This window comes from Leisingera sp. ANG1, from assembly GCF_000203975.2.
Lineage (GTDB): Bacteria > Pseudomonadota > Alphaproteobacteria > Rhodobacterales > Rhodobacteraceae > Leisingera.
The window spans coordinates 534,764-546,687 of the sequence record NZ_AFCF02000008.1 but is presented as its reverse complement, the minus strand read 5'-3'; the positions used below and the strand labels follow the sequence as shown (position 1 = coordinate 546,687).

14 protein-coding genes are annotated in these 11,924 nt (G+C 64.2%); 5 read left to right on the top strand and 9 right to left on the bottom strand.

All coding sequences use genetic code 11. The annotated features are described in order from the left end of the window. Positions 1-130: 130 nt before the first annotated feature. Positions 131-1,210: a transporter substrate-binding domain-containing protein gene (locus GC1_RS15285; RefSeq protein ID WP_019298119.1), complete on the top strand. Its 1,080-nt coding sequence runs from the start codon at positions 131-133 to the stop codon at positions 1,208-1,210. Between the two features lie 14 nt (positions 1,211-1,224). Beyond that, positions 1,225-2,247: a transporter substrate-binding domain-containing protein gene (locus GC1_RS15280; RefSeq protein WP_019298118.1), complete on the top strand. Its 1,023-nt coding sequence runs from the start codon at positions 1,225-1,227 to the stop codon at positions 2,245-2,247. A 10-nt stretch (positions 2,248-2,257) separates the two neighbouring features. Here the strand turns inward: GC1_RS15280 and GC1_RS15275 are convergent, their stop codons facing one another. Further along, positions 2,258-2,608: a hypothetical protein gene (locus tag GC1_RS15275; RefSeq protein ID WP_019298117.1), complete on the bottom strand. Its 351-nt coding sequence runs from the start codon at positions 2,606-2,608 to the stop codon at positions 2,258-2,260. Between the two features lie 128 nt (positions 2,609-2,736). Beyond that, a complete protein-coding gene (locus GC1_RS15270) occupies positions 2,737-3,111 on the bottom strand; it encodes a hypothetical protein (protein WP_019298116.1) in 375 nt (124 codons plus the stop codon). 179 nt (positions 3,112-3,290) lie between these two features. Here GC1_RS15270 and GC1_RS15265 point away from each other — a divergent pair, with 179 nt between their 5' ends. Continuing rightward, positions 3,291-3,743 (top strand): methylated-DNA--[protein]-cysteine S-methyltransferase, encoded by a 453-nt coding sequence (locus GC1_RS15265; RefSeq protein WP_029205021.1) that lies wholly within the window; start codon positions 3,291-3,293, stop codon positions 3,741-3,743. A gap of 124 nt (positions 3,744-3,867) precedes the next feature. Here the strand turns inward: GC1_RS15265 and GC1_RS15260 are convergent, their stop codons facing one another. The 7 genes from GC1_RS15260 to fsa all read right to left on the bottom strand — a co-directional run bounded on the left by GC1_RS15260 (position 3,868) and on the right by fsa (position 8,167). Next, the gene (locus tag GC1_RS15260) at positions 3,868-4,578 is read right to left on the bottom strand and encodes a CDP-alcohol phosphatidyltransferase family protein (protein ID WP_019298114.1); all 711 of its coding nucleotides are present in this window, start codon (positions 4,576-4,578) and stop codon (positions 3,868-3,870) included. Positions 4,579-4,617: 39 nt separating this feature from the next. Then, positions 4,618-4,824: a hypothetical protein gene (locus tag GC1_RS15255; protein ID WP_019298113.1), complete on the bottom strand. Its 207-nt coding sequence runs from the start codon at positions 4,822-4,824 to the stop codon at positions 4,618-4,620. Between the two features lie 113 nt (positions 4,825-4,937). After that, the gene (locus tag GC1_RS22970; RefSeq protein ID WP_019298112.1) at positions 4,938-5,165 is read right to left on the bottom strand and encodes a GDCCVxC domain-containing (seleno)protein; all 228 of its coding nucleotides are present in this window, start codon (positions 5,163-5,165) and stop codon (positions 4,938-4,940) included. Between the two features lie 50 nt (positions 5,166-5,215). Beyond that, positions 5,216-6,136: a tyrosine recombinase XerC gene (locus GC1_RS15245; RefSeq protein ID WP_019298111.1), complete on the bottom strand. Its 921-nt coding sequence runs from the start codon at positions 6,134-6,136 to the stop codon at positions 5,216-5,218. Next, positions 6,133-6,840: a DUF484 family protein gene (locus GC1_RS15240; protein ID WP_019298110.1), complete on the bottom strand. Its 708-nt coding sequence runs from the start codon at positions 6,838-6,840 to the stop codon at positions 6,133-6,135. Before GC1_RS15240 ends, GC1_RS15245 begins: the two co-directional genes overlap by 4 nt. Positions 6,841-6,970: 130 nt before the next feature. After that, positions 6,971-7,510, bottom strand: coding sequence for a hypothetical protein (locus tag GC1_RS22505; protein ID WP_152612247.1), 540 nt, complete (start codon positions 7,508-7,510; stop codon positions 6,971-6,973). Positions 7,511-7,513: 3 nt separating this feature from the next. Continuing rightward, on the bottom strand, positions 7,514-8,167 hold the full coding sequence (gene fsa / locus GC1_RS15230; protein ID WP_019298108.1) for a fructose-6-phosphate aldolase: 654 nt from the start codon (positions 8,165-8,167) through the stop codon (positions 7,514-7,516). Between the two features lie 81 nt (positions 8,168-8,248). Here fsa and GC1_RS15225 point away from each other — a divergent pair, with 81 nt between their 5' ends. Continuing rightward, complete coding sequence (locus GC1_RS15225; protein ID WP_019298107.1) at positions 8,249-10,444, top strand: primosomal protein N'; 2,196 nt, start codon at positions 8,249-8,251, stop codon at positions 10,442-10,444. 203 nt (positions 10,445-10,647) lie between these two features. Beyond that, on the top strand, positions 10,648-11,883 hold the full coding sequence (locus tag GC1_RS15220; protein WP_019298106.1) for an MFS transporter: 1,236 nt from the start codon (positions 10,648-10,650) through the stop codon (positions 11,881-11,883). Positions 11,884-11,924: the final 41 nt, after the last annotated feature.

Genomic DNA, 11,924 nt, shown 5'->3' with positions numbered 1-11,924 from the left:
CTGCGGCGCCAGAACGGCGCTGCCGCGCGGGCAGCCGCACTGCCCGCGGACCTCAATCAACAAGAAATCAATACAATAGGCGCCACCCGCCATTTCTGCGGATCAGGTGCTGCACACTTCCGGGGGGATCATGAAGACCTTTTTCGCTGCCGCCGCCATCGGGCTGTCCGGCCTCTTTGCCACGTCCGCCGCTGCCGAAACCTGCGGTGGTATCTATACCGTGCAATCCGGCGACAGCCTGTCGGTGATTGCCGACAAACTCTACAAGGACGCGGGCAAGTGGAGTGCCATCCACAACCGCAACATCGACCAGATTGGCCCTAAACCTGGCGCGATCCGGGTTGGCATGAAGCTGTCTCTCGCCTGCCTCGAAGGGCTGCCTCTGGGCTTGCCGGGCGGCAAGGAAATCACCGCCGCCGCGCCTGCTGCTGCGGTGCCGGTCAAGGTGGCGCCGGGCAACGCGGCGGTGCGCCAGAAGATCAATCTTCTGACTGGCGATGACTACGCGCCTTTCACCTCCAAGGCGTCCCACAACGGCGGCCTGATCACCGAAGTGGTGAATGCAGCGATGACCCAGGCCGCCCCGGCTGAGGGCTATGCCATCCACTGGGTCAACGATTGGTCCTCGCACTTCGACCCGCTGCTGTCCAATGCGCTGCTGGACCTGGGCTTCCCCTGGTACAAGCCTGACTGCGAAACCATGCCCGACAGCTACCGCTGTCAGCATTTCCACTTCTCCGAGCCGATGTTCGAAACCCTGATGCTGCTGTTTGCGCATAAGGACCGGCCGTTTGTGTTCACCAGCGACAGTGACATCGAGGGCAAGACCCTGTGCCGCCCCGCGGGTTACCTGACCTTTGATCTGGATGAGCGCGGCCGCCGCTGGATTGCCGACAAGAAGATCACCCTGAAACAGCCGCACAAGGTGAAGGACTGTTTTGACATGGTGGCCGCGGGCGAGGCGGACGCGGTGGCGATCAACGAATTCACCGGCCGCAGCGTGATGAAGGAGGCGGGCATTGCCGACCAGTTCACGGTTCTGCCGCAGCCGCTGTCGGTGCTGGGCATCTATGTGGTGGTGCACAAGACCCATCCGCGCGCGGGTGAAATGCTGGCAATGATCAACAAGGGCCTGCGTTCGATCCAGGAAGACGGCAGCTACCAGGCCATCGTCGAAGACCACATGGCCCGGATCTGGGCCGGGTTCTGAGGGGGGATGCCTGAATGAAACGGCTTTTTTCACGCCTCCTGCAGCTGGCCGCCCTGTTCACCATGGCACCCGCTGCGGCCTGGGCGATCTGCGACGTGGACTATGTGGCGCAGCCCGGCGATACGCTGTTCTCCATCGCAGAGACCCATTACGGCGACCGCAACCGCTGGACCATGGTTTACTACCGCAACCAGAAACTGCTGGCGGGTGCCACGGTGCTGCCGGGCCGCAAGCTTTTCATCCCCTGCCTCACCGGCGCCACCGCGCCGGATGCCACGCCGCTCAGGCAGGAGAAGGCAGAGCTGACGCTGCTGACCGGCAGCGGCTACGGCCCGTTCACCGACCGCAGCCTGCCGGGGCAGGGCATGGTGACAGAGCTGATCAACGCAGCACTTGAGCTGGCACCAGCACCGGTCAGCTATTCGGTCAGCTGGGAGGACGACTGGTCCAAGCACCTGTTCCCGATGCTGGACAAGAAAGAGTTCGACATGGGATTTCCGTGGCTCAAGCCCGACTGCGCGGCAGAGCCTGGCAATGAGCGCTGCGCGAATTTCCATTTCTCCGAACCCGTCATGACCATGCCCATCATGCTGTTCGTGCGGGCCGGCGGCGGTTTTGAATATGAGGACGACAGCGATGTCGAGGGCAAGACCCTGTGCCGCCCGGCGGGCTATTTCACCCATGACCTGAACCGCGCGGACCGGCGCTGGCTGGACAGCGAAAAGATCACCCTGGTGCAACCGGATACCCCGGCCGACTGTTTCCGCATGGTGGCAGAGGGGCAGGTGGACGCGGCGGCGGTGAACCTGTTCCTGGGTGCCAATACCATCGTGGCAGAGGACCTGCGCGACACTGTGGTGCCGCTGGAAAAACCGCTGTCGGAAGAAGGCCTGCATGTGGTGATTTCCAAGCGCCACTGGCGCGGCACCACCCATCTCTACCGGATCAACGCAGGACTGCAGAAGCTGCGGGACAGCGGCCGGTTCGAAGAGATCATGTCGCGGCACCTGGAGCTGTTCTGGGCACAGCTGCAATAAGACGGAGAGGTCAGGCCGTCAGCGTCCTGGCCTCCTGATAGCCCTGATAGGCTGCCTGGGCCCCGCCGGGCGGGATCCGGTCTGCCGGCCAGGCGCGCTGCATCAGCAGATGCTCTGCCAGCACAGCGTTTTCGTGAAACAGCTCATCTCCGGGTGCAGCGGTTTCGCGTCCCGCGGCGTCCCAGAACAACTCGCTGTTTTCCGGATGCGGCGCATCCTGCGGATGCTCGTCCTGTCCGCGCGGCGTGTTGTCGGCGGTTTCGCTCTTGTCCGGGTCATCGGAGCGGACAACCGGGCGGGCGGTCAGAAAACCGCGGTTTGGCCTGATGGGATCTATACGTCCCGAAACTGGTATAAACATCACAGAGGGTCCTTCGCAGAGGCACTGAACCGTTCTTTAACCAGTTTTAACACAACAGGCTTAACGGCAGGTAAACACATTCAGGCGGCGTGGTATGTGCCCTTGCAGACGGGCCTTGGTTTGGCGGGTCAGCCAATGATGCGCTGCACCTTGGCATAGTTCGCCTCTGCGGTCAGCACACTGACCGGCTTCGGGCCTGCCTGGCAGCCATTCATCAGATCCTGATAGTAGGCATCCATGTCGATGCCTTTCGCCGGGCGCGGTTCCAACGCCTCGGCCCGCGCCATTTCCCGGGCCGGGCCGACATACTGGGCGGTCAGGGCGTCAGCAGGGCTGCCGGCCTGCACGGCATCCCGCGCTGGAGTGCGCGTCATGCCTTTGATCAAAGACGCATCAGCCGGTTCCCGTGCAGTGGTTCCCGAAGCCGGTGCCTGCTGGCGCTGGGCCTGGATCTGCTTCATGCCGTTGTAGAAACCGGCGGGGTTGGAAACTGCTGAAATCATGTGACTGACCTTTAGCTCTCTTCTTGAAACTCACTTTAGTCGAATTTGATGCAATCTGGCGGTAAACCGTTAGCACTGGTTAACAAAGCGTTAATGCTGCTGCCCGAGGCCGCTGTCCGGGCTTGCGGACCGCGCACCGGCACCAGAGAATGCAGCCGGGAGCAGGCCGGAGGAGAAGGATGAATTCAGCAAGTCTTGAGACGCCCGTCGGGCCGCTCAGCGTGGCAGAGCGGGACGGCGCCATCGTGCGGCTGGACTGGACGGCGGAGGCCAGCGGGCAGTCAGCGCTGCTGACCCGGGCGCTGGACCAATTGCGCGCCTATTTTGCGGGGGAGCTGACGGTGTTCGACTTGCCGCTGCAGGTGGACGGGTCTGATTTTCAGCGCGCCGTCTGTGATGCAATGCTGGCGATTCCCTTTGGCGAAACCCGCACCTATGGCGATATTGCCAAACAGCTGGGGGCACCGCCGCAGCCGGTCGGAAATGCCTGCGGCGGCAATCCGATCCCGGTGATCATCCCCTGCCACCGGGTGCTGGGCGCCAGCGGCCTTGGCGGGTTTTCCGGCAAAGGCGGGGTGGAGACCAAGGTGGCTCTGCTGAAACACGAAGGCGCCGCCAGCCTGCTGATTTGATCTTTACGGCAGAGGCGTCTTTATGACAGCCGCGGCGGCGCTTCTTTCTGGCTGAAAATACCCCGGGGTGAATGCGCCCGCAGGGCGCAGAGGGGCGGCGCCCCTTCAAGTGGCAGAGCGGTATTCAAGCCCTTGAGGACGTGCGCTGCCGTTCCGGCACAATCTGCTGTGCGATGCCGACAAACAGCAGGTAGACCGAGGTCACCACCAATCCCCAATGGGCCCAGCTGGCCGGGTGGAAGTCGACCCAGGCGGCCCAGCCGGCAAAGAAGGTCCAGGCCAGCGCCATCGGCAGCGACACCTTGCGCCAGCGCACTGTGCGCACCGGATGGATGAACTTCAGCGGCAGGAACATCGCCACCGACAGCAGCGTCACCAGCACCAGGCTGGTCCAATGGCTCGGCTCCAGCGCAAAGATCACCAGCACCGGCATGTTCCACACGCCGGGATAGCCGGAAAAGGAATTGTCCTTGGTCTTCATTCTGGTGTCGGCGTAATACATCGCGCTGCCAAAGGTGATTACGATGATCGCAAACCACCCTGTCCAGCCCGCCATCAGCCCGGATTGGAACAAGGCAAAGGCGGGAATGAAAACATATGTCAGGTAGTCAATGATCAGGTCCAGCAGCACCCCGTCGAACTCCGGCGAGTAGCGCTTGACGTGATAGTGCCGCGCCAGCGGCCCGTCGATTCCATCAACAGCAAAGGCTACCACGAGCCACAGAAACATCAGGCTCCATTTGCCTTCGGCGGCGGCCAGCATCGACAGCATGGCAAATACGGCGCCGGTTGCGGTGAGCAGGTGAACGGAAAGAGCGCGGATCTGAGGTGTCATGCGACCGTGATGGCGAATTTGCCCCGGAGCCGCAACCGTTCAGTGCAGAATTGGGCGGAATTCCGTACCCGCCGCCAACTGGATCCGCGCCATGCTGCGGCCATGCGGCGCCGGGTCGGTGATGTCGGGCGAGGAGAAAGGGGATTGTGCGGGCCTGTCGCGCTGCCATGGCTGCACATCAGGCGGCGGGGCAGGGGCGGCGGGGGCGCCATCGGCAAACAAAACGGCAAAGCCGGCGGGGGTCATGGCAGAATCCTTTCTGGATCGGTTTCTGCCATCTGGCCTGCAGCGCCTTAACAGAGGCTTGCTGCCTGCTGCGGAAATTAGTGCGGATTTTATTCAACCGGGCGGTAAACCGGTCAGCCGCAGCAGCCGTCCCCCTTTTGCACCGGCGGGCACGGAACGGTCCCGTAGGAACAGAAAACACAGCAATCGCCGGGCTTTGGCCGCAGCAGGGTTTTGCAGGCGGGGCACTCATGAAACCACTGGCAGGCGTTCTGCGGCATCTCCTCTGCCGCCTGATGCCCGCAGGCGGGGCAGGTCAGGATACTGGTCAGTTCCACTTGTGCGGGGTGTTCATCGGGCATGGCAGACCCTCCTGCTGACAGCAAAGGCCAGCAAGGCGGGCGGGGTCAAGTCACGCTTTCGGGTGGGCCTTGTTGTAGACTTCCAGCAGGTGGGTGGTGTCCACCGCAGTATAGGCCTGGGTGGTCGACAGCGACGCGTGCCCGAGCAGTTCCTGAATTGCGCGCAGGTCGCCGCCCGCCTCCAGCAGGTGGGTGGCAAAGCTGTGGCGCAGCGCGTGCGGGGTGGCGGTGGCGGGCAGGCCCAGCTGGGCGCGGGTCCTGGCCATCACCCCCTGGATCTGGCGCGGGTTCAGCGCGCCGCCGCGCACGCCGCGGAACAGGGGGGCCTTCGCCTCCTGCGGATGCGGACACAGCGACAGGTAACGCTCCACTGCATCGCGGGCGGCGGGCAGTACCGGCACCACGCGTTCTTTCCGGCCCTTGCCCAGGATGCGCAAGACCGGCGGCAGCGGTGCATCCGCACCCGTCAGCCCAAGCGCCTCGGATATCCGCAGCCCGCAGCCGTACAGCAGCGTCACCACGGCGACGTCCCGCGCCGCCACCCAATCCTGCTGCGACTGCAGCTCAACGGTTTCGAGGACGGCCTTGGCCGCCTCCGGCGCCAGCGGCCGCGGCAGCTTTTTCTGGAACTTGGGGGAGCGCGCCAGCAGCACCGCGGCCGGCTCAAACCCTTCACGCTCTGCCAGCCAGCGGTAGAAATTCTTGACCGCCGACAGCTTGCGCGCCAGCGACCGTGCCCCGGTGCCGGAGTTGCGCTCCGACGCCATCCAGGCCCGCATGTCCGAAGTCGTGATCCGCGCCAGCGCCCCCAGCCCCTGCGGCCCGCCGCTGTGCTGGGTCATGAAGGCAAGGAAGGCGGTCACATCGCCGCGGTAGGCAGTGAGGGTGTTTTCTGAGGCGTCCTCCAGCCCGCCCAGCCGCTCCAGCCACAGCTGCAGCGCATCCCGGCAGGCAGGCGAGATCAGCGTCATGACAGCCAGCAGCGCATCGAGCGTTCAAAGACGCCGCCAAAGAAAGTCAGGAGGTCCGTGCCTTGCATCGGCGAAAACTGATGCGGGTCTTCCGATCCCATCACCAGCATACCGGGCAGGCGGCCTTCGCCCAAATCCAGCATCAAGCAGGCCTCGGAACGGATCCATTCGGCCTTAGCCCCGTAAACCCGCGGGCTGCCGCCCTGGGTCTGGCGCAGGGTCACGGGGCGGTCGCTGCCGGGCTGGCCGGCATAGCTTTCAGTAAAGCCGGGGCCTGCCAGCTTCAGTGCGCCGGACTTGCGCTCCACCTCGGCGCCGCCGGGCTGGGCGGTCTCCAGCACCAGCGCCAGCGCATGGACGCGCAGGATTTCCGGCATGTCCTGCTCAAGGCAGGCCAAAAAGGCGGTGAAATCGCGCGGCTCCAGCAGCCGCAGCACGGCGCGGTGGATGAGGTTGGTGCCGGCCAGGTTGTCATAGGCCGCGGCAATCACCGAGCGGTGGGTATCCTCCAGCCGGTCCAGCCGCGCCGCCATCCGTTCCATCGCGATGCCGCGCAGGTCAACCACGTTGGACCCCATCGCCCGCTCATTGGCTGCAACCAGGGCGTTCATCAGGTGCTGATCCTCCAGCACCGCATCGGGTTTGGCGAGGATCGCCTCGCGCAACTGGTCTTCCAGGCTGACTGTATTGCTTGAAGTGCTCATGTGAACTCTTACGGCTCCGGACCTCTGACGGGTTTGGTGCCGTTTATAACACGGGATTTCCCTGATGCTGCGGAAAAATGCGGGGCGCACGGAAATTGCTGTATGGATGCGCGCTTGAATTGCTCAACGGCTAATTTTCAGCCGTTGCTGCGAGTGGCGAATTGAATCGTGCCGGATCCCTGACTTCCTGATGAATCTGATCGAGAGTCGGCTGCAACAGTTTGTCGTGTGCACTCCAAATCTGTTCAAGATTGGAGGGCTTGCCGTCCGCCTTGAACTTCACCTGTTTGGGGAAGGTTAGCAAAGATAAGAAGCCGAGGTGGTCCCGCGTTTCGGCTTTCCGCCAAGGCAAAGAGATCAGCGCTTTCCCCCACTTCTGCGGGTCGCTACCCAAAGCTGCAGCTGAACTTTCAGCAGACGCGCAGTGAAAATGCCATGCTTCAACAATAAGCTGCCTGCCGTGCGGCAGATACAGGCATTTCACTATCCTGATGCCATCTTCACGAACCGGCCCCAGAAAATCAGCTTCATATTCCTGATTGTGTGGTTCCCAGCCTGGCTTCCAAGCTGGGTGCGGGACATAGCCATAAGACGAAAGTGCCTTTGCCAGCCTGTCAGATAGGATGGCAAAGGCTTGTTTGTGCTGTAACTTTGGCTTTTTGGCGGCCACAGATTACAGGATCTTGATCTCTGCCGCCTTGATGTCGGCCAGGAAGGCGTCCAGGCCCTTGTCGGTCAGCGGGTGGTTCACCATCGCCTTGATCACGGCAGGCGGAGCGGTGATCACGTCAGCGCCGATACGGGCCGAATCCAGCACATGGTTCACGGAGCGGATCGAGGCCGCCAGGATCTGGGTCTCGAATCCGTAGTTGTCATAGATGGTGCGGATGTCCTCGATCAGTTCCATGCCATCGAGGTTGATGTCGTCCAGACGCCCGATGAAGGGGGAGATGAAAGTCGCGCCCGCCTTGGCCGCCAGCAGCGCCTGGTTGGCGGAGAAGCACAGGGTCACGTTCACCATGTGGCCGTCGTCGCTCAGGGTCTTGCAGGCCTTCAGGCCGTCCCAGGTCAGCGGCACCTTCACCGCGATGTTCTCGGCGATCTCCACCAGCTTGCGGCCTTCGGCGATCATGGTTTCCGCATCTGTGGCGGTTACCTCGGCAGAAACCGGCCCGTCGACCAGATCGCAGATCTCCTTGGTGACCTCGATGATGTCGCGGCCGGATTTCTTGATCAGCGAGGGGTTGGTGGTGACACCGTCCACCATGCCCAGATCGTTCAGCTCGGCAATGGCGCCGATCTCGGCAGTATCTACGAAGAATTTCATGGGGCAGTCCTTTGGATGGGTTGGCCTCGGTCGCCACAGCCTTTACCTCATGGAAATACGGGCGGCAACACAGGCAGCAGTATGAGCGGGCAGGAGTTCTTTCAGGCAGGCGAGAGGGTTGGGGTTCTGACCACGCAACCCCTTGACCGGCTGCTGGATTACCGCGCGCCGGAGGGCGGCTGCTACCTCGGCGCCTATGTCGAGGTGCCCTTGGGCCCGCGCAAGGTGCTGGGCGTGGTCTGGGGGCCGGGTGCCGGAGATTTCGATTCGGCCAAGCTGCGCGCGGTGATCCGGGTGCTGGATGTGGCCCCGATGCGGACCGAAATGCGCCAGTTCCTTGGCAAGGCTGCCGACTACACCCTGACACCCATGCCCGCGATGCTGCGGCTGGCCACCCGTGCGCCGGGTCTTTCCGATCCGCCGTCGATGCGCAAGATCCTGCGCCGGGGCGAGGGCGTGCCGGACCGGATGACGGATGCCCGCACCCGGGTGCTGGAGGTGCTGGAGGAGTATGGCGGCCTTGCCTTCACACCCAGGGAACTCGCCGATATGGCGGATGTGACACCCTCGGTGGTGAAGGGGCTGGTCAAGCAGGGCGCCCTGCGCGAGGAGGAAGCCCCCCGCGACACCCCTTATCCGCGTCTCGACCCGGAACTGCCCTCCAAGCAGCTGACCGAGGATCAGGCCAAGGCTGCCGCCGCCCTGGCCGAGGGCGTCCAAAGCGGGCGTTATGGCACCACGCTCCTCAAAGGTGTCACCGGCTCCGGCAAGACCGAGGTCTATCTGGAGGCCGTCGCCGCCGCCCTGCGTGCTGGACGGCAGGCGCTGGTGCTGCTGCCCGAAATCGCGCTCACCGCTGAGTTCCTGACCCGCGTCGAGGCGCGCTTTGGCGCCAAACCGGCTGAATGGCACTCCGGCGCCACCATGACCGAACGCCGCCGGGTCTGGAAAATGGTCGGGCAGGGCGCGGCGCAACTGGTGATCGGCGCCCGCTCAGCCCTGTTCCTGCCGTTCCGCGACCTGGGCCTGATCATCGTCGATGAGGAACACGACACCTCCTACAAGCAGGAGGACGGGGTTCTGTACAACGCCCGCGACATGGCAGTGCTGCGCGCGGCGATGTGCTCGGCGCAGGTGGTGCTGGCCTCCGCCACGCCTTCGCTTGAGACCTGGGCCAATGCCGAGGCCGGCAAGTACAACCGTCTGAACCTCACCTCCCGCTTCGGCGCTTCGGTGCTGCCGGACATGCGCGCAGTGGATATGCGGTCAGAGGACCTGCTGCCCTCCACCTGGATCTCGCCAACCCTGAAACAGGCAATGAAACTGCGCTTGGAACGCGGTGAGCAATCGCTCCTGTTCCTCAACCGCCGCGGCTTTGCCCCGGTTACCATCTGCCGCGCCTGCGGCGCGCAGGTGGCCTGCGACCATTGCGATGCGCGGATGGTGGAGCACCGCTTCATGAAGCGGCTGATGTGCCACCAGTGCGGCGAGACCAAACCCGTGCCGGAGGCCTGCCCCTCCTGCGAGGTGGAGGGCAAGATGGCCCCGGTCGGCCCCGGCATCGAGCGGCTGGCGGAGGAAGCCACCGCCCTGTTCCCCGAGGCCCGCATTGCGGTGCTCAGCTCCGACTTGTTCGGCTCTGCCCGCGCGCTGAAGCTGCGGATCGAAGAAATCGCCGCAGGCGAAGCCGACATCATCCTCGGCACCCAGCTGGTCGCCAAGGGCCATAACTTCCCTTTGCTGACGCTGGTGGGGGTGATTGACGCCGACCTTGGCCTGCAGGGTTCCGACCTGCGCGCGGCAGAGCGGACCTTTCAGCTGATGCGCCAGGTGGCGGGCCGGGCAGGGCGCGCCGAACGCCCGGGCGAGGCCCTGATGCAGACCTTCCAGCCGGAGCACCCGGTGATCCGGGCGATCCTGTCTGGGGATGAGGAAAGCTTCTGGAAAGCAGAAGCCGCCGAGCGTCAGGCCGCTGGCGTGCCGCCCTATGGCCGGATGGCCGGGATCATCCTGTCCGGGCCGGATCTGGCGGCGGTCTTTGACCTCGGCAATGCGATGGCCCGCAACGACGGACCGCTGCGCCAGATCGGTGCGCAGCTGTTCGGCCCCGCCCCGGCCCCCATCGCCCGCGTCCGCGGCCGCCACCGGGTGCGCCTGCTGGTCAAGGCGCCGAAAGGCGTGCCGTTGCAGGAGGCGCTGGCCCGCTGGACCGCGCCGCTGCGGCTGAAGGGCGACTTGCGCCTCAGCATCGACATCGACCCGCAGAGCTTTTTCTGAGACCGGGCAGGGGGCGCTGCCCCCGGCCTGCGGCCTCCCCCGGGGTATTTCTGACCAGAAAGAAGCGGCCTTTCTCTTGCCCGGCATATCCCTGTGCGAGGCAGAGCCTCGCATTTCCAGTCTCTGCGCGCTGATGCGGAGCTTAATGTGCAGGCGGGTTTTCCCCCTCGCCAGACCGGCGGAACAGGCGTAAACCCTTGCTCATGTTCAAACCGATGCCCCTTTCTGAGGCCCAGGGCCTCCCGTTCTGGCGCCGCCCGGTGACGCTTTTGTTCCTGATGGCGCTGGCGATGCCGATTGCCTTCAACACCTGGAGCGCGCTGCTCAATAACTTCGTGATTGAGGCCGCCAATTTCGACGGTGCCGACATTGGCCTGCTGCATACCGTGCGCGAGATCCCCGGTTTCCTGGCCGTTGGTGTGATCGCGGTGATCCTGTTCGTGCGCGAACAGGTGCTGGGGCTGATCTCGCTGGTGATGCTGGGGGTGGCCACCGCAGTCACCGCCTGGTTCCCCTCGCTCGGCGGCCTGCTGATGGTGACGCTTCTCAGCTCCATAGGCTTTCACTACTACGAGACGGTGAACCAGTCGCTGCAGCTGCAATGGCTGCCCAAGGACCGGGCGCCGCAGACGCTGGGCTGGCTGGTGGCGGCCGGTTCGGCAGCAACGCTGGTGGTCTACGGGCTGATCGTGCTGACCTGGGAGAGCCTGGGCCTCAGCTACAACACCGTGTTCCTGGCCGCAGGCGGGCTGACCGCCGCCATCGCGCTATTTGCGCTCTTTGCCTATCCGCAGTTCGACGCGCCGCACCCGCAGACCAAGAAGCTGATCCTGCGCAAGCGGTACTGGCTCTACTACGCGCTGCAGTTCATGGCGGGCGCCCGGCGGCAGATCTTTGTGGTCTTTGCAGGCTTCATGATGGTCGAGAAGTTCGGCTTTGAGGTGCATGAGCTGACCGGGCTTTACCTGATCAACCTGGTGATCAACATGACCGTTGCGCCGGTTCTGGGTAAGGCCGTGGCCGCCTTTGGCGAGCGCCGCACGCTGATTTTCGAATACGCAGGGCTCGCCATCGTCTTTGCGGCCTATGGCGGCATCTACTGGTTCGGCTGGGGTGTGGTGATTGCGGCTGTGCTCTATGTGGTGGACCATGTGCTGTTTGCCCTGGCGCTGGCGCTCAAGACCTACTTCCAGAAGATCGCCGACCCGGGCGATATCGCCCCGACGGCCGCCGTGGCCTTCACCATCAACCATATCGCGGCGGTGTTCCTGCCGGTGCTGCTGGGTCTCCTCTGGGTCTATGAGCCGGGCCTGGTCTTTGCGTTGGCGGCCGCCATGGCGCTGGTGTCGCTGTCCCTGTCGCTGCTGATCCCGCGCCACCCGGAACCGGGGAACGAGACCATCTTCAGCAAATACGCGCGGCCTGCGCCGGCGGAATGACCCTTCCGCCCCGCCAAGGGGCGGAGCGCCCGCGCACGGGG

Coding starts and splice junctions, on each gene's coding strand:
- GC1_RS15285 (WP_019298119.1), top strand. CDS start 131: ATGAAGACCTTTTTCGCTGCCGCCGCCATCGGGCTGTCCGGCCTCTTT.
- GC1_RS15280 (WP_019298118.1), top strand. CDS start 1,225: ATGAAACGGCTTTTTTCACGCCTCCTGCAGCTGGCCGCCCTGTTCACC.
- GC1_RS15275 (WP_019298117.1), bottom strand. CDS start 2,608: ATGTTTATACCAGTTTCGGGACGTATAGATCCCATCAGGCCAAACCGC.
- GC1_RS15270 (WP_019298116.1), bottom strand. CDS start 3,111: ATGATTTCAGCAGTTTCCAACCCCGCCGGTTTCTACAACGGCATGAAG.
- GC1_RS15265 (WP_029205021.1), top strand. CDS start 3,291: ATGAATTCAGCAAGTCTTGAGACGCCCGTCGGGCCGCTCAGCGTGGCA.
- GC1_RS15260 (WP_019298114.1), bottom strand. CDS start 4,578: ATGACACCTCAGATCCGCGCTCTTTCCGTTCACCTGCTCACCGCAACC.
- GC1_RS15255 (WP_019298113.1), bottom strand. CDS start 4,824: ATGACCCCCGCCGGCTTTGCCGTTTTGTTTGCCGATGGCGCCCCCGCC.
- GC1_RS22970 (WP_019298112.1), bottom strand. CDS start 5,165: ATGCCCGATGAACACCCCGCACAAGTGGAACTGACCAGTATCCTGACC.
- GC1_RS15245 (WP_019298111.1), bottom strand. CDS start 6,136: ATGACGCTGATCTCGCCTGCCTGCCGGGATGCGCTGCAGCTGTGGCTG.
- GC1_RS15240 (WP_019298110.1), bottom strand. CDS start 6,840: ATGAGCACTTCAAGCAATACAGTCAGCCTGGAAGACCAGTTGCGCGAG.
- fsa (WP_019298108.1), bottom strand. CDS start 8,167: ATGAAATTCTTCGTAGATACTGCCGAGATCGGCGCCATTGCCGAGCTG.
- GC1_RS15225 (WP_019298107.1), top strand. CDS start 8,249: ATGAGCGGGCAGGAGTTCTTTCAGGCAGGCGAGAGGGTTGGGGTTCTG.
- GC1_RS15220 (WP_019298106.1), top strand. CDS start 10,648: ATGTTCAAACCGATGCCCCTTTCTGAGGCCCAGGGCCTCCCGTTCTGG.